The 15,449-nt window shown below is 70.5% G+C and carries 14 protein-coding genes and 1 riboswitch; of the genes, 9 read left to right on the top strand and 5 right to left on the bottom strand.

Annotation, left to right across the window (positions count from 1 at the left end; genetic code table 11):
- Window positions 1-117: 117 nt before the first annotated feature.
- The 9 genes from RVX_RS14495 to RVX_RS14455 all read left to right on the top strand — a co-directional run bounded on the left by RVX_RS14495 (window position 118) and on the right by RVX_RS14455 (window position 9,237).
- Complete coding sequence (locus tag RVX_RS14495) at window positions 118-543, top strand: hypothetical protein (RefSeq protein ID WP_230404801.1); 426 nt, start codon at window positions 118-120, stop codon at window positions 541-543.
- A 178-nt stretch (window positions 544-721) separates the two neighbouring features.
- Complete coding sequence (locus RVX_RS14490; RefSeq protein WP_230404799.1) at window positions 722-1,114, top strand: hypothetical protein; 393 nt, start codon at window positions 722-724, stop codon at window positions 1,112-1,114.
- A gap of 167 nt (window positions 1,115-1,281) precedes the next feature.
- Window positions 1,282-2,085 carry a DODA-type extradiol aromatic ring-opening family dioxygenase gene (locus RVX_RS14485; RefSeq protein ID WP_116308089.1) on the top strand — a complete coding sequence of 268 codons (804 nt, stop codon included), beginning with the start codon at window positions 1,282-1,284 and terminating at the stop codon, window positions 2,083-2,085.
- Between the two features lie 258 nt (window positions 2,086-2,343).
- Window positions 2,344-2,616: a hypothetical protein gene (locus RVX_RS14480; protein ID WP_043608924.1), complete on the top strand. Its 273-nt coding sequence runs from the start codon at window positions 2,344-2,346 to the stop codon at window positions 2,614-2,616.
- 390 nt (window positions 2,617-3,006) lie between these two features.
- Window positions 3,007-4,326, top strand: a complete 1,320-nt coding sequence (locus tag RVX_RS14475) for an ABC transporter permease (protein ID WP_116307912.1) — start codon at window positions 3,007-3,009, stop codon at window positions 4,324-4,326.
- A gap of 1 nt (window position 4,327) precedes the next feature.
- Window positions 4,328-5,239, top strand: coding sequence for an ABC transporter ATP-binding protein (locus tag RVX_RS14470; RefSeq protein WP_230404798.1), 912 nt, complete (start codon window positions 4,328-4,330; stop codon window positions 5,237-5,239).
- Between the two features lie 19 nt (window positions 5,240-5,258).
- On the top strand, window positions 5,259-6,182 hold the full coding sequence (locus RVX_RS14465; protein WP_116307911.1) for an MlaD family protein: 924 nt from the start codon (window positions 5,259-5,261) through the stop codon (window positions 6,180-6,182).
- Window positions 6,179-6,883 (top strand): ABC-type transport auxiliary lipoprotein family protein, encoded by a 705-nt coding sequence (locus RVX_RS14460; protein WP_116307910.1) that lies wholly within the window; start codon window positions 6,179-6,181, stop codon window positions 6,881-6,883. The genes RVX_RS14465 and RVX_RS14460 overlap by 4 nt, the downstream gene beginning before the upstream one ends.
- Window positions 6,884-7,191: 308 nt before the next feature.
- Window positions 7,192-9,237, top strand: a complete 2,046-nt coding sequence (locus RVX_RS14455) for a methyl-accepting chemotaxis protein (RefSeq protein WP_116307909.1) — start codon at window positions 7,192-7,194, stop codon at window positions 9,235-9,237.
- Window positions 9,238-9,843: 606 nt separating this feature from the next.
- Here RVX_RS14455 and cobI read toward each other — a convergent pair.
- Genes cobI through RVX_RS14430 form a run of 5 tightly spaced genes read right to left on the bottom strand, consistent with a single transcriptional unit; the run spans window position 9,844 to window position 14,996 of the window.
- Window positions 9,844-10,611: a precorrin-2 C(20)-methyltransferase gene (gene cobI / locus RVX_RS14450; protein ID WP_116307908.1), complete on the bottom strand. Its 768-nt coding sequence runs from the start codon at window positions 10,609-10,611 to the stop codon at window positions 9,844-9,846.
- A gap of 57 nt (window positions 10,612-10,668) precedes the next feature.
- Complete coding sequence (locus tag RVX_RS14445; RefSeq protein WP_230404794.1) at window positions 10,669-11,778, bottom strand: ABC transporter substrate-binding protein; 1,110 nt, start codon at window positions 11,776-11,778, stop codon at window positions 10,669-10,671.
- Window positions 11,771-12,769 carry an ABC transporter ATP-binding protein gene (locus RVX_RS14440; RefSeq protein ID WP_116307907.1) on the bottom strand — a complete coding sequence of 333 codons (999 nt, stop codon included), beginning with the start codon at window positions 12,767-12,769 and terminating at the stop codon, window positions 11,771-11,773. The genes RVX_RS14445 and RVX_RS14440 overlap by 8 nt, the downstream gene beginning before the upstream one ends.
- A complete protein-coding gene (locus tag RVX_RS14435) occupies window positions 12,766-14,019 on the bottom strand; it encodes a FecCD family ABC transporter permease (protein ID WP_116307906.1) in 1,254 nt (417 codons plus the stop codon). The genes RVX_RS14440 and RVX_RS14435 overlap by 4 nt, the downstream gene beginning before the upstream one ends.
- Window positions 14,019-14,996 (bottom strand): sirohydrochlorin cobaltochelatase, encoded by a 978-nt coding sequence (locus tag RVX_RS14430; protein WP_116307905.1) that lies wholly within the window; start codon window positions 14,994-14,996, stop codon window positions 14,019-14,021. Before RVX_RS14430 ends, RVX_RS14435 begins: the two co-directional genes overlap by 1 nt.
- Window positions 14,997-15,173: 177 nt before the next feature.
- Window positions 15,174-15,354: riboswitch (cobalamin riboswitch) on the bottom strand.
- Window positions 15,355-15,449: the final 95 nt, after the last annotated feature.

Genomic DNA, 15,449 nt, shown 5'->3' with positions numbered 1-15,449 from the left:
GAACGGGCAATCCGTAAAAAAAGGAATTCAAAGTTCCTATTTTTGTCGTGCGTATACAGAAAGTCTAGAAAGAACGCCAAGTTGGCGGTATGGCGCGGAAAATGCTGTCCATGCGGAATGGATTCACGTCATCCTTCGCGCAACGAGCCCAACGGGCCCGATCTGGCGGCCGCCACGTCCGGCATGATTGCCCCCAGCGTGCGCGGCGGGCTTTCCGGAGACTCCGGCGAGCTCGAGGCCCCCAAGGGGGGCACGGCGGGGCCCCTCGCTGAAGAAGGGCGGCAGGCCGCGCGGGGCCACGGTTCCCTGGTGTCCGTGACGGGTTATGTCCTGCCGGATGCGTGGGGCGAGAATTTCGAGGTTTCCGGCGTGCTCATTGCCGATGACCGCGAACGCGAACTGGTGGTGGGCAACGTGGCGGAGCATCCGGCGCTGCTGGAACTGTGCCGCCGCAAGGTGACGGCCACGGGCTGGCTGGCCGCGCGCGACGGGCGGTTGCTGCTCACCGTGCGGGAGTTCGGGGTGGTGGATGCGGCGGGGTGAATTTGGGGGGCGCGTGACAAGGTTTGATGCGCCCGGAGCGGGACAGGCGGCGCGGAACCGGGGATGCCGGGGCACGGCGTGCCGACTCGCAAGGGTCCGCGCAGGGTGGTCGCCCGCGCGGTGGGAATGTCAAGGCAAGGACGAGGGCCGGATCATGATGGCGCGGACGGAGGAAGGGATGAGCGGCGGCAGGGTCTTTGCGGCCGTGGTGGCGCTGTTGCTGGTGCTGCTGTCGAACTGGATGCTGACGGCAACACCGGCCCATGCGGCGGGCATGACCATGGCCCCGGAAACGCCCGAAGTGGTGGTGACCGGCGTGGTGGTGGTTACCGACGACGGCCCGCTGCTGGAGACCATGGATGACCGCATCTTTCTGCTGCGGGGCGTCACCGATCTTGAGTTGGACGGGCTGGAAGTGGTGGTGACGGGCATCGCCAGCCAGATCGAGGACGGCTATTTCACCCTTGACGTCACCGGCTATTCGGTGGTGGACGAGGACAACGGGGAATCCGCGCCGCAGGCGTCGCACCTGTACGGGGTGGATACCGCGTATCTGGGACGTCGAATCTAGGCATGTTCCGGCGATGCACGCTGCTCCGCGATTGAGGGGCAGCGCCCCGCCGTGCGCGCGGGGCACAGGACGGACACGGCGTTACAGCCCCTAGGGCGCGAGGCGGAGTGTCCGTTTGTTTTTTCATGGCGGGCCGCGGTCTGCCGCGTCGCAGCGAGGTGCATCCCATGGCCCGGCAGCCCGCGTTCTACATACCGCACGGCGGCGGACCCTGCTTCTTCATGGACTGGACCCCGCCCGGCACCTGGGACGCGCTGGCCGCATGGCTGCGCCGCCTGCCCGAAACCTTGCCGGAACCGCCCGCCGCGTTGCTGGTCATTTCCGCCCACTGGGAAGAGCCCGTCTTCACCCTGGCCACCACGCCCGATCCGGGGCTGCTGTTCGACTACTACGGCTTTCCGCCGCACACCTACCAACTGCGCTGGCCCGCGCCGCCCGCGCCGGGCCTGTTTCCCCGCGTGCGCGCGCTGCTGGACGGGGCGGGCATTTTCCTTGACGAAGACCCGGAGCGCGATTTCGACCACGGGGTGTTCGTGCCGCTGCTGCTCTCGTACCCGCAGGCCACCATCCCCACGTTGCAACTGTCCATGCGCCACGACCTGGATCCGGCGGCCCACCTGGCGCTGGGCCGCGCCCTTGCGCCGCTGCGCGACGAGGGCGTGCTGGTGGTGGGCAGCGGCATGAGCTACCACAACATGCGGGCCTTCCGCCGCGCCGACAACCTGCCCCTGCCCGATTCGGACGTGTTCGACACCTGGCTGACGGCCACGGTCACCGACGCGGACCCGGCGCGGCGCAACCACGCCCTGGCCCGCTGGCAGGCGGCCCCGGCCGCGCGCGACTCCCATCCCCGCGCAGACCACCTGCTGCCGCTGATGGTCGTTGCGGGGGCGGCGGGCGATGATATCGGGCAACGGGTGTTCGCCTGCCGGGCCATGGGGGCCACCATCGCCGCGTACCGTTTCGGGTAGCGTCGGCCGGGAAGGGGCGCGGCGGCGTCCGCTGTCCGGTCTTTTCCGGGGGAATACGGCGGTGCCGGGGCGGAAAGGTCGCGCTGTATGGATGCGCAATGATCCGGAATAAAAGGTAATTTTCCGCAAGGTATTTTTTTTACGCGCCCTTGCCCGGCAAACGCTTGCATTTTCTGGAAAGGGGTAATATTTCGCAATGTTGTGTGGGTCCGAAGGGCGGACCCTTTCCCGTTCGCGCGAGAGACATCTGTGAACACCATGGAAGGCATCAGGACTATTCAGGGGTACATCGTGCCGCTCACCCTGAAAGGGCACGACGACATGGCCGCCAAGGTGGCCGTGGCCGCCGGGGATACCGAGTTCCACATCATCCCGCGCGGCGCCGGGGCCGACCTTGCGGCGCACATCAACGCCCATGTGGAGATCGTGGGCACGGTGCGCGAAAAGGACGGCGAGATGCTGGTGCAGGTGCGCAGCTACAAGCTCACCGACGGCTACGAACACGAGTGGTACGACGACGACGCGGAATAGCCCGCCGTCGCCGCATCGCCGCCATCGGGCAGTTTCATGGTGCGCGCGGGCCGTGGCCGCGCGGCTCTTCGTGTTTGCCCGCCCTTTCATGTCCGGTCTGCCCGGTCTGCCAGGTCAGGTCCAGTCACGCCCGATTCACCCGGTTCGTTCGATTCGTCCGATTCATCGATTCATCCGGGGGCGCAACCGGCCCCTTCAGTGCGAACTGGGCCCGTCGGTTTCGCGTTCCGTCACGTCCGCGCCCTTCCCCTCCAGTCCATTTCGGCGATGTCCTTTTGTGCGCCCGCCGTCGGTGCGCTCTCCGTTTCCGGGCCTGCACGGCGCTTGATCCGCTGTCCGCACGCGCAGCCTGCCCTTGGCGCGGCTGGTGGGGCGTGGTAGATTGCCCCAATGCGCGAAACCGTCCCTCCGTTCCGAGAACCCACCCTCAAGGGCGACTACCGGCGGCCCGACCCGGACGCCCATGCCGGGGCGCACGAGCCGGGGCTGATCTGCGCGCCCGCCGCCGCCAGCGCGGACGGCGCGTTCGCCCGCGGGACGCCCGATGGGACGGAGGCGGGAAAACGGGTGGGCCTGGCGCAAACCTGCACGCAAGAGCAGGTGTTCACCTTTACCGGCGCGTGGGATGTGGGCTCCATCAGCCGCATGGCGTCACGGCTGCTGCGCCACTGCGCCGGGGTCTGCGCCGCCTGCGGCGTGCGGGGCGACGCCCCCGTGGTGCATCTGGACCTTGCCGAGGTAAGCCGCCTGGACACCGCGGGGGCGCAGTTGCTGTGTCGGGCCGCCGCCAACATGGCCGCTGCGGGCGCGCACGTGGTATGGCACGTGCCCGACCCGGGCCGGGCCATGCTGCTGGACCGGGTGCGGGCCATCGACATTTCCACGGTGCCGCGCGAGCGCCGGGTATCCCCGGTGCTGCGCGCGCTGAACGCCATCGGCGCATCCTTCGTAGAGGAGTTGGAGCAGGCCCGCTCCATCATCGGGTTTCTGGGCATGTTCCTGGTGTCGCTGGCCGCCGCCGCCGTCCGGCCGTGGCGGTTGCGCTGGGTGTCCATCGTGCACCACATGGAGCAGACCGGCATCCAGGCCGTGCCCATCGTGGCGCTGCTCACCTTTCTCATCGGGCTGGTTACCGCGTACATGGGGTCGGAGCAGTTCACCCGCTTCGGCGCGCAGGTGTTCGTGGTGAACCTTATCGAGGTCTCCACCCTGCGCGAGCTGGGCGTGCTGCTGACGGCGCTCATCGTGGCGGGCCGTTCAGGCTCGTCGTTCACCGCCCAGATCGGGGCCATGGTGGCCAACGAAGAGGTGGACGCCATGCGCTCCATGGGGCTGGACCCCATGGAGGTGCTGGTGATTCCCCGCGTGGTGGCGCTGGTGCTGATGCTGCCGGTGCTCACCTTCATCGCCGACTTCATGGGCGTGCTGGGCGGGGGCATCGCCTCGTGGCTGTCGCTGGGCATCTCGCCCGGCGCGTTCGCCGTGCGCTTCCTGGAGATCACCCGGCTGGCCAATTTCGTCACCGGCCTCGTCAAGGCCCCGTTCTTCGCGCTGATCATCGGCATCGTGGGATGTTTTCAGGGCTTCCGGGTGACCGGCAGCGCGGAATCGGTGGGGCGGCTGACCACCCAGGCGGTGGTGGAGGCGATCTTCCTGGTCATCGTGGCCAACGCGGGCTTCGCCATCCTGTTCATGTCGCTGGGGGTGTAGGATGACGGACGCGCCCATCATCTCGCTACGGGGCATCGCCAACCGCTTCGGCCCGGTGACGGTGCACGAAAATCTGGACCTGGACGTGCTGCCCGGCGAGGTGCTGGGGCTCATCGGCGGCTCCGGTTCGGGCAAGTCGGTGCTGCTGCGCACCATCCTTGGCCTGCGCCGCCCCCAGGCGGGCGACGTGCGCGTGCTGGGGGTGGACATCATCCATGCCGACGAGGCCGCGCGGCGCGCCGTGCGCCGCCAGTGGGGCGTGCTGTTTCAGGACGGAGCCCTGTTCTCGTCGCTGACGGTCATCGAGAACATCAAGGTGCCCCTGCGCGAGTTCACCAACCTGCCGCCCGACACCATGGACGACGTGGCCGCCATGAAGCTGCGCATGGTGGGCCTTGCGCCCGAGGCGGCGCTGAAATACCCGTCAGAGCTTTCCGGCGGCATGCGCAAGCGCGCCGGGCTTGCCCGCGCGCTGGTCATGGACCCGGCGGTGGTGTTTCTGGACGAGCCCACGGCCGGGCTCGACCCCATCGGCGCGGCGGCCTTCGACGCGCTGATCGCGGACCTGCGCGCCGCGCTGGGGCTTACCGTGGTCATGATCACCCACGACCTGGATTCGCTGTATGCCGTGTGCGACAGGGTTGCCGTGCTGGCGGAAAAACGCATCTACGCGGTGGGCGCCATCGACGAGTTGCTGCGGGTGGACCACCCGTGGCTGCGCGAATATTTCACCGGGCCGCGCGGACGCGTGGCCGCCGGGGTGGCCGAAGTTTCCGGCCACGCGGGGCATGACGCCCCGGCCAATGGGCAGGCGCGGGCCGGGTCCACCGGGTCTGCCGGATCTGGCGGATCTGCCGGACCTGGCGGGCCTGGCGCGTACGCGGCGGGTGGTGTCGGCGACCGGGCAAGTTAGCTCTGCCAAGGGAGAATGCATGGAAATCAGAGCCAGTTACGTGCTGGTCGGGGTGTTCACGCTCATGGCGGTGGTGGGGGCGCTGGCCTTCATCCTGTGGACGGCGGGGCGCGGCAGCGGGGTGGACCTGGTGCAGTACGACATCAACTTCACCGGGCACGTCTCCGGCCTCAGCGTGGCCAACGACGTGCTGTTCAACGGGGTGAAGGTGGGCGCGGTGAAGGCCATCACCATCAGCCCCACCGACCCCGGCCGGGTCAAGGTGCGCATCGAGATCGCCGCCCAGACTCCGGTGCGTGAGGATTCGGTTGCTGCGCTGGAGGCGCGCGGCATCACTGGCGTGACCGTGGTGCAGATTTCCGGCGGCACGGCGGGCAGCCCGCTGCTCAAGCCCCGCGACGGCGAGGACGTGGCCGTCATTCCCGCCCAGCTTTCACGGCTGGAGGCCCTGTTCGCCGGGCTGCCCGCCGTGGTTTCCGACAGCCGCGAACTGATCCAGCGCATGTCCGGCATGGCCGACGACGAGAACCGCCGGGCACTGGCCCAGGTGTTGCAGTCGCTGGACTTGCTCACCACCCGGCTGGCCGCCAGGGCCGACGCCATGGACCGCATCATCGGCAACCTGGACGTGACCACCCGCCGCCTGGCCAACGCCTCGGCCGGGCTGGAAGGGGCCACCGGCGACATGCGCGACTACCTGCGCACCGACCTGCGCGATTCCACCCGCGCCGTGGGCGACATGGCCCGGCGCATGGACGGGCTGGTGGCGCGGGCCGAGCCGGGCTTGGCCAAGTTTTCGGGCGAAGGGCTGGAAGACATGCGCCGCCTGCTGGCCGAGGCCCGGCAACTGGTGGCCACCATGGACCGGCTGGCCCACAAGGTGGAAAGCGACCCCCGACGCTTCCTGTTCGGCAACCCCGTACCGGAGTATGACGCCCGATGACCCCCCCGACCGATCCGCGCGTCGCCGCCGCGCGCCCCGTCCGCCCCTCCCACCCCACCCGCTGGGCCATGCTGCCGCCGTTGGCGTTGTGCCTGCTGTTCCTGCTGCCGTGTCTGCTGACCGGCTGCGCTGGCGTGCTGGACCCCGGCCCGGCCCCCACGCATCTGCTGCTGGCCCCGGCCATGCCCGCCCCGGCGGCGGGCGGGCCGCTGCGCCTTCAACTGGCAGTGGCCCTGCCGGAAACCAGCCGCATGCTGGATACCGACCGCATCGCCCTGGTGCTGGGGGCAGGCGCCGGGCGCGAGGTGCGCTACTACGCCGGGGCCAAGTGGACCAGCCCCGCGCCGCGCCTGGTGCAGCGGCTGCTGGTGGAGGCTTTCGAGCGCGCCGGAAGGCTGGATGGTGCGGCAGAGGAATCGGCGGGCATCTATCCCGACTACAGGCTGATGACCGACCTGCGCCGTTTCAACACCCGTGCCGATGGCGGTGCGTCCGCTCCCGAGGTGGAGGTGGAATTGGCCCTGCGCCTGGTGGACCTGAAGACCGGGCGCATCGTGGCCTTCACCGCCGTTGCACAGCGGGTTGCCGCCACGGGGACCGGCCTGCCGCAGGTGGCCGCAGCCTTCGAGACGGCCATGGGCGATGTGCTGGCGCGGGCCACCGCGTGGAGCCTGGACGCCATGGCCGCCGCCCGCTCCTGACGCACGCTGGAGCGCCGCCGGGCCACCGGCCCGGACTGCCGCTCCTGGCGCACACTGGAGCGCCGCCGGGCACCGGCCCCGACTGCCGCTCGTGGCGCGCATGCCATTCCCCCCGAAATCCGGGGTGCCCTTGCATCTTCTCCGCATGCTTTCCGGGGCTGGACCTGCGTCCGGCCCCGTTTGTTCGCGCCGTATCCCGTTTTGTTGGTCCACGGGTCTATCGCTGCGCCGTGGGTAATGGTAAGCTGGCACCCTGACGGGTAGCTGCGGCGCTCTCGGGGGAGGGCTGCAACAGGGCGAGGTGCTCCATGGGTTGGAATCTTCGCAATCGTTTTCTGGTGCCGACGCTGGGGTTGGTGCTCATCGGCATGGTCGTTTCCTCGTGGCTTTCCTATTCCGTGTCGAAAGAAGCATTGTTCGAAGCCATTACCACCCAGTCGGAGATGATGACGCGAGCGGCCGTGGGTGAACTTGGGCGGCGCGTGCAGGACCAGCGCGACGACATCGCCTCGCAGGCCACCCGCAACGTGCTGATCGACGTGCTGCGCGTGCCCCCCGGCGGCGACAGGGCCGCCGTGACGCGCCGCGCCAACGAGGCCCTGCGCCAGGTGGTGGCCACCTACGACGTGTACCAGGTGGTCAACGTGCTGGGGCCGGATGGCGTGGTGGTGGCCAGCAACCTGGACGAGTCCGTGGGCAAGGACAACCGCGCCAGCCGCGACTACTTCAAGCGCGGCATGCAGGGCGAGGCCACGGTGTCCGAGCCGCTCATGAGCATGACCACCAACACCCCCGTGGTGGTGGTGGCCGCGCCCATGAAGGTGGACGGCAAGGTGGCGGGCGTTGTCTACGGCTCGGTTGACCTTGGCAAGTACGCCAAGGAATTCATCAGCCCCATCAAGGTCGGCAAGACGGGGTATGCCTTCCTGGTGGCGAAGAACGGCAAGATACTGGCCCACCCGGACGCCTCGCGCATTTTCAAGGTGGACATCAGCGAGGAAGACTGGGGCAAGCAGGTGCTGGCCAAGCGCTCCGGCAGCATCAGCTACGAGCGGCAGGGCGTGACCAAGCTGGCCTACTTCGCGGAAGAGCCCTACACCGGGTGGATCCTGTGCGTCACGGTGGACGACAGCGACATCAGCGATCCCATCGCGGCCATCCGCAACGTCAGCGGCGTGGCCACGACGGTGATCCTGGTGCTGGTGGGTCTGGTCATCTTTTTCATCGTGCGCAACATCGTGGGGGCCCTGGGCAAGGGCGTGGCCTTTGCCAGCGCGGTGGCCGAGGGCGACCTTTCGCGCAACCTGGACCTTGCCCGCGCCGACGAGATCGGCACGCTGGCCACCGCGTTGCGCACCATGGTGGACCGCCTGAAGACCATGATCGCGACCGCCGAGCAGAAGACTCGCGAGGCCGAGGAGCAGGGCGAACAGGCCCGCCGGGCCATGGCCGAGGCGGAAGCCGCCCGCGCCGCCGCAGAGCGGGCCAAGAGCGAGGGCATGCACCAGGCCGCCTCGCAGTTGGAGGTCATCGTGGACCGGGTGGGCTCCGCTGCCGAAGAGCTTTCCGCGCAGATCGAGCAGGCCAGCCGGGGCGCCGACGTGCAGCGCGAGCGCACCGGCGAGACCGCCACGGCCATGGAAGAGATGAACTCCACGGTCATGGAAGTGGCCCGCAACGCGTCGTCCGCCGCGGATAACGCCGAAAAGGCTCGCCGTCAGGCGGAGGACGGGTCGGGTATCGTGGGTTCGGTGGTGGAGGCCATCGAGGACGTCAACGAGAAGACCGCCCTGCTCCGGGGCAGCCTGCACGAACTGGGCGACCGGGCCGAGTCCATCGGCCAGATCCTGAACGTGATCAGCGACATTGCCGACCAGACCAATCTGCTGGCGCTGAACGCGGCCATCGAGGCTGCGCGCGCCGGTGACGCCGGGCGCGGCTTTGCCGTGGTGGCCGACGAGGTGCGCAAGCTGGCCGAAAAGACCATGAACGCCACCAAGGAAGTGGGCGACGCCGTGCGGGCCATCCAGGGCTCGTCGCGCGAGAACGTGCGGGGCATGGAAGAGGCGTCCATGTCGGTGGGGCGCAGCACGGAACTGGCCACCATGGCCGGGGATTCGCTGCGGGTCATCGTGGACGTGGTGCAGGAAACCGCCGACCAGGTGCGGGCCATCGCCACGGCGGCGGAGGAACAGTCCGCGGCCAGCGAGGAGATCAACCGGGGCACCGAAGAGGTCAACCGCATCGCGGCCGAGACGGCCGAGGTCATGGAGCAGTCGGCGCAGGCCGTGGCGGAACTGGCCCGCATGGGGCAGGAGTTGCGGCAGCTTGTGGAGCAGTTGAAGCAGGGATAGGCGGCGCGTAGCGCCACATACATTATATATGGATGCAAAGGGACGGGCCGTCCGGCGATGCCGGGCGGCCCGTTGGCGTTTGTGGCGGAGCGGGGAGTGGAAAGCAGGGCGTGGAGGAACGCCGGGAAGGACATGGGGAAAGGTTGGGGAGGAGTGATGGCGATGCATCCGGAGCGGAAACAGTTGCGACGGCGCTGGCGGCGTCAGCGGGTAGTGGGGGCGGTGGGGCTCGGTCATGTACGAGAGTACACTCCCTTCGGCCCCCGCGCGCTTCCTTGCCAGCGCCGCCGCAGCGTATTTCACGCGCCGTCTTCATCGCGCAGCCCCCGCCGTGCAAGGCCACGGCGGGACAGCGGTGGAAGCCGGTCGGGGAAGGGGAGACGGAGGGGGCGCGAGATGGCTCGGATTGTTGGACGGGAGGAGCGTGGGGCAGGGGAAGATTGGCTTTGTCCGGTTTTGCCCAACTTGCCCAGATTTGCCCGGACTTGCCCGGACTTGCCCGGACTTGCCCGGACTTGCCCGGATTTGCATGGACAAGGGCCGCCCGTGGGAAACGGGCGGCCCTTCGGCATTGTCGGAAATGGGATGGGGGCCGGGGGGGGGGGGTTATGCCTCGCCGGAATCGTTGCCGGTACGGGCCTTGGGCACCAGCAGCAGGGTCAGGTAGTGCGGCGCATCCGGGGCCTCGGCCAGCGAGGGGGCGATGACCTCGCCCGGCAGCCCCAGGCGCGAGACGAACACCGCCTGCTCCGCCGCGCCCTGTTCGTCCAGCACCCGGCGGATTTCGGGAAACTTGCGGTACGCCTTCAGGATCACGGCGTTGTCCGCGCCCGCCACGTCGGCGGCCAGTTTGTCCGTGCCGTTCACGCCGGGCACCAGCAGCAGGGTTTCGTCCGCCTCGCACAGGATGGTGCGGGTGCGGGCGGCAGCAGCCTGGTACGAGGTGACGCCCGGCACCACCTGCACCGCGTCTTCGGGCAGGTCCGGGGCCACCCGGCGCAGGGTGCGCAGCAGGTAGCCGAAGGTGGAATAGATCAGCGGGTCGCCCAGGGTCAGGAAGGCGGCGTCCTCGCCCTTGAGCAGGGTGTCGGCCACGGCGCGGGCGTTGGCCTCCCACGCGGCGGCCAGCGCGCCCCTGTCGCGGGTCATGGGAAAGCCCAGCGTCTCGATGCGCGCGTCGGCGGGCAGGTGGGGACGGGCGATGTCCAGCGCCACCGAGTAGTCGTTGCGCGTGGACGAGGCGGCGAACACCACGTGCACCCGCGACAGCGCGTTGGCGGCGCGCAGGGTGAGCAGGTCCGGTTCGCCGGGGCCGACGCCGATGCCGAACAGGGTGCCGCAGGCGGGCCGGGAAGTATCGTTGAAGGCGGGCATGGGAAACCTCTTGAGGGTGATATGGCGCGGTCGGCCCGTTTCGGGCGACAGGTTTTTTCAGGGAGCGGCCTGCCCGCCCGTGGGGGCGGGAATGGCCGGGGTGGTGCCCCATACATCGGGGTGCAGGTACCGGGCAAGCTCCTCCACGGCGTCCACGGCGCGGGGGCCGGGGCGGGAGTAGCGGGCCTCGTCCACGTCGCGCACGCGGCCAGCGCGTACGGCGGCCAGCGCGGCATAGTGGGGCCGCGCGGCGGGCGGCTCCGGCTCCGGGTTCATGGGGCCTCGTTGCAGCAGGTAGACGTCCGGGTTCAGGCGCAGCAACTCTTCCTCGCTCAGGCGGGCCACCCGGCCTTCGGCGGTGACACAGTTGCGGCCGCCCGCGCGGGCGATGATGTCGGTGACGATGGAATCGGCCCCGGCGGCCAGCAGGTTGGGGTGGCGCACCTCAAAGAACACGGTGGGACGGGGCCGATCCGCCACCCGTGCGGCCACCGCGTCCAGCCTGGCGCGCAGGGCCGCTTCCAGCCCGGCGGCGCGTTGCGGCTCGCCGGTCAGCGCGCCCACCCGGCGCAGCACGCCGAACAGTTCATCGAACGAGCCCACCCGGAACACCGCCACGGGAATGCCCAGCGCGCGCAGACCTTCCACGGCCTCGCCCGCCTCGCGGCGGCCCTCCATCTGCAACACCAGGTCCGGGGCCACGGCGGCCACCATTTCCGGGCTGGGGCGCATGTGCGTGCCGATGACCGGCAACAGGCGGATGGCGGCGGGCTCCTGGTCTGCGGCGGTGCGCGCGGCGATGCGGTCGGTCAGGTCCATGGCCGCCAGCAGTTCGTTGAAGGCCCCGTACAGGGCCACGATGCGCCGGGCTGGATGGGGCAGGCGCACCTCTCGCCCGGTGTCATCGGTGATGGACACGGGGCCGCCGGGCGGAGTGGCGGCGTCCGGGCCGTGGGCTGCGTTGGGGGGCACGCCGGGCTGGCCGGACTGGTTCGCACGGGCGGCCGGAGGCGTGGCAAGACCCGCCGCCAGGGCCAGCAACAGGAGCAGAAGCGGGACGAGCGTTCGGCCGGAACGAAGGGTGCACGCCGGAAGCGGCATGCCCGACGCCGGGCGTGGAGTCAGGCGGGTGCGGGCCGATACGGCGTGCGGCGTGCGGTCAGCCATTGTCTTTCCCCGCCGGGGCGCGTGGCGCGAGTGTGCAATCACCGGACATGCCTGGCACCGTATCCGGCTTGCCGGGTGCGGCGCATGCGAGTCCGGAAAAGCCGGACAGTGCCAGTTCAGATTTCGAAAGTGCCGCACCCGGCGCGTTGTGCACGTAATCGCCGGAGGCCGCGTCCATGGGCAGGCCGACGCGGGCAGCGCCCGGCACGTAGCTGGCCTGCGGTGCGCCGGTTACCGGGTGCGGCCGCACAACCACCGGCGTCTCGTACACCTCTGACAGCACGGCGGCGGTGAAGGTGCGCTCCACGGAACCGTCCACCACAACACGGCCGTGCTTCAGGAATATCAGGCGGGTGCAGTACAGCGCGGCCAGGTTCAGGTCGTGTACGGCGGCGACGATGCGCGCCCCGGCCAGGTGCCGGGCGTGCAGCAAATCCAGGATGTCCAGCGCGCGGGCCACGTCCAGCCCGGCCGTGGCCTCGTCCAGCAGCAGGGTGTCCGCGCCCTGGGCCAGCGCGCGGGCCAGCAGCACCCGTTGCAACTCGCCGCCGGACAGGGTGCGCGCGCCGCGTGCGGCAAGGTGGGCGCAGCCGGTGTGGCGCAGGGCCGCCCAGGCGGCGGCATGGTCTTCCGGCCCGTAGCCGCGCAGCAGGGTGGTGTGCGGGTAGCGGCCCATGAGCACCAGCGACAGGGCGTCCAGGTCGGGGATGTGCTCCGGCCGCTGCGGCACGGCGGCAATGCGCCGGGCGCGCTCGCGCGGGCGCAGGCGGCGCAGGGGCGCGCCGTCCAGCGTCACCGTGCCCGTGCGCGGGGCCAGCACGCCGGACAGCACCAGCAGCAGGGTGGTCTTGCCGCTGCCGTTGGGACCCAGCAGGCCCACCAGTTCGCCGGGGGCCACGGACAGTGACACGCCGTGCAGCACGTCGCCCGCGTCGGAACGCGTGTCCGCCAGCCGCCCGTACCCGGCATGCACGTTGGAAAGTTCGATCATTCCGCGCCCCCCGCCGGGGTCCGAATCGGAGATGGACCCGAAGCCGCAGCCGAAGCAACGTCCGGGGATGGGGCTGGGACATGGTCGGCAGGAAGGGTTGCCGGGCCGCGTCCGTCACCCCCGCCGCGCACCAGCAGCAGGCAGAAGAACGGCCCGCCCAGCAGCGCCGTGACCACCCCCACGGGCAACTCCGCCCCGCCGGGCAGCAGGGTGCGGGCCAGCACGTCGGCCCAGGCCAGCAGCATGCCGCCGCCAAACCATCCGGCCGCCAGCAGCGGCCCGTGCGCCGCGCCCAGGCGCATCCGGGCCAGGTGCGGCACCACCAGCCCGACGAAGCCGATGACCCCGCTCACCGCCACGCAGCCCGCCGTGATCAGGCTGGCGCCCACCAGCAGTTGCAGGCGGACGCGGGCCGTGTCCATGCCCAGTTGCCGGGCCTGCACGTCGCCCAGGGCCAGGATGTCCAGTTCGCGAAAGCGCGGCAGCACCAGCAGGAGGCCCAGCGCCAGCCACGGCAGCAGCACCGCCGCGTGTGTCCAGCCGCGCCCCTGCAGGCTGCCCATGATCCAGAACACGATGCTGGACACCGATTCCTCGTCCAGCGCCTTGACCAGCGAGACCAGTGCCGAGAGCACGGTGGATACCACCACGCCCGCCAGCACCACGGTTTCGCGGCGAAAGGCCCCGCCCCCGGCCGCACCGCCCAGCAGCAGCACCGCGCCCAGCGAGGCCAGCGCCCCGGCCAGCGCGGCCAGCGGCAGCAGGGCCTGCGGCGAAAGCCCGGCCAGCGCGGGCAGGTGCATGGCCAGCCACGCGGTCAGCGGGCCGATGCCCAGGGTGAGCGCCAGCGACGCGCCAAAGGCCGCGCCGCCGGACACGCCCAAGGTGAACGGGTCGGCCAGGGGGTTGCGCAGCACGCCCTGAAACACCGTGCCGGCCACGGCCAGCCCGCCGCCCGCCAGCAGGGCCAGGCAGACCCGGGCCAGGCGGATGCGGGTGACCACCAACATGTGGGTGGCGTCTGGCGCGGGGCCTGCCCCGCCGGTGAGCGCGCCCGGCAGCGCCAGTTCGGCCAGCGCGCGCAGCACGTCGTCCACGGGAATGCGGAACGGCCCGAACAGGCAGGCCAGCACCACCGTGGCCGCCCAGCACAGGGCGGCCAGCAGGATGATGCGAAGGGCGCGGCGCTGCCGCGCGGCCCCGGTCCGCGCCTGTTGCGGCACGGATCGGGGAACGGTGGCGTTATCCATTACTGTTTCAGTTGCTCCAGCGCGGCGTCCAGGTGGCGCAGCCAGATGGGCACCACGGCGTCGGACGAGGCGGTGCCGCGCAGCACCGGGCGCGGGGTGATGCCCCGTTCGCGCAACTGCGAGGCCCACGATTCCGGATCGTCACCGGCCATGTCGTTGTGGGCGTGGTCGCCCGCCACGGCCATCAGCGGCACCAGCCACGCGGTGCGCGCCTTGCGGGCGGCCAGCGCCCCGGCCACGTCGTCGAACGAGGGGGAGCCCTCCACCACGCCGATGAAGGCCAGCGGGTCGGTCTTGGCCAGATAGAACTGCAGGGCCGGGTAGCATAGCGCCGCCGGGTGGTGCGGGTTGCCGTGGCCCAGGAACACCACGGCCTCGCCGGGCTTGCGTTCCTTGGGCAGCAGCGACTTCAGGGCCACGGCCAAGGATTCCGCGTCGTCGGTGGAGGCCAGCAGCGGCAGACCCACGGTGATGCGGGTCAGCCCCTTGGGCAGGCCCTCCATGGCCTTGGCCGTGGCCAGCAGGCCGTGGAATTCCGCACCGGGGATGGTGTGGAACGACTGCACGGCAACGTGGGTAAAGCCTTCCTCGGCCATGTCGGCCAGGGCCTGTTGGGGCGAGGCGGCGGGTTTGCCTTCCCTGATCAGCGCGGCGCGGGCCTGCCGGGCCGTCCACGCCCAGCGCACGTCCGTATCGGGGTGCGCGGCGCGCACCAGCCGTTCGATGTTGTCCAGCGCGGGCCGGGCTTCTTCCACCGTGGTGCCGAAGGCCACCAGCAGGATGCCTTCCTTGCGGGCGGCTTCGCCAGCGTGCCCGGCAAGCGCGGCGCCCGGCAGGGCCAGGCACAGGGCCAGCAGCAGGGCCGCCAGCAGCGGCAGGGGCAGGGCGCGGGAGAAGGCGGACAATGACGCGCACAGGCGCGCGCGCGAAAGGACGCCCCGCCGCAGGGCGGGCGTGCCGTCAGACAGATGGAACATGGGACCTCCGAAGGAGGCAGGCGGGCAATGGGCGGAAGGCGGACACTGCGGATGCGGCCCGGTGCGGCCCCGATGCGGTCCGCCGAAGTCGCGGCGGGCCACTGGGGTGAAGTCGCGAAGGCGCGCGGTTCGTGGCCGCCGGTCCCGGAAGGGCAAAAGCCCCGTTGCCTTCCGGGCATGGCCGATGACGCATCAGGCAGGTCTTCCGGCTTGCCCGACCTGCTCCGGCCTTCCCGGACCGTGGTCCAGTGGCGCTCGGGGGAGCAGGCGTTCTGGCGGGCTTACGGCGGCGGGTCCGCTCCCGATTCACACGGGATTCCCTATCAAGTCCAAGGACACCTGAAGGGTCATGGATAGGCCCCGCGCGGCGACGCTGTCAAGCTGGCGGGCGCGGAGGGGCGTGGGCAACGGGCGGCCCGCCGTGAGCGGTGCGGCCCGCGTTCACAACATATG

Source organism: Nitratidesulfovibrio sp. HK-II, from assembly GCF_003402415.2.
Lineage (GTDB): Bacteria > Desulfobacterota > Desulfovibrionia > Desulfovibrionales > Desulfovibrionaceae > Cupidesulfovibrio.
Note: the sequence above shows the minus strand (reverse complement) of the source record. Positions and strands in the feature narration are given on the sequence as shown.

Coding starts and splice junctions, on each gene's coding strand:
- RVX_RS14495 (WP_230404801.1), top strand. CDS start 118: ATGGATTCACGTCATCCTTCGCGCAACGAGCCCAACGGGCCCGATCTG.
- RVX_RS14490 (WP_230404799.1), top strand. CDS start 722: ATGAGCGGCGGCAGGGTCTTTGCGGCCGTGGTGGCGCTGTTGCTGGTG.
- RVX_RS14485 (WP_116308089.1), top strand. CDS start 1,282: ATGGCCCGGCAGCCCGCGTTCTACATACCGCACGGCGGCGGACCCTGC.
- RVX_RS14480 (WP_043608924.1), top strand. CDS start 2,344: ATGGAAGGCATCAGGACTATTCAGGGGTACATCGTGCCGCTCACCCTG.
- RVX_RS14475 (WP_116307912.1), top strand. CDS start 3,007: ATGCGCGAAACCGTCCCTCCGTTCCGAGAACCCACCCTCAAGGGCGAC.
- RVX_RS14470 (WP_230404798.1), top strand. CDS start 4,328: ATGACGGACGCGCCCATCATCTCGCTACGGGGCATCGCCAACCGCTTC.
- RVX_RS14465 (WP_116307911.1), top strand. CDS start 5,259: ATGGAAATCAGAGCCAGTTACGTGCTGGTCGGGGTGTTCACGCTCATG.
- RVX_RS14460 (WP_116307910.1), top strand. CDS start 6,179: ATGACCCCCCCGACCGATCCGCGCGTCGCCGCCGCGCGCCCCGTCCGC.
- RVX_RS14455 (WP_116307909.1), top strand. CDS start 7,192: ATGGGTTGGAATCTTCGCAATCGTTTTCTGGTGCCGACGCTGGGGTTG.
- cobI (WP_116307908.1), bottom strand. CDS start 10,611: ATGCCCGCCTTCAACGATACTTCCCGGCCCGCCTGCGGCACCCTGTTC.
- RVX_RS14445 (WP_230404794.1), bottom strand. CDS start 11,778: ATGGCTGACCGCACGCCGCACGCCGTATCGGCCCGCACCCGCCTGACT.
- RVX_RS14440 (WP_116307907.1), bottom strand. CDS start 12,769: ATGATCGAACTTTCCAACGTGCATGCCGGGTACGGGCGGCTGGCGGAC.
- RVX_RS14435 (WP_116307906.1), bottom strand. CDS start 14,019: ATGGATAACGCCACCGTTCCCCGATCCGTGCCGCAACAGGCGCGGACC.
- RVX_RS14430 (WP_116307905.1), bottom strand. CDS start 14,996: ATGTTCCATCTGTCTGACGGCACGCCCGCCCTGCGGCGGGGCGTCCTT.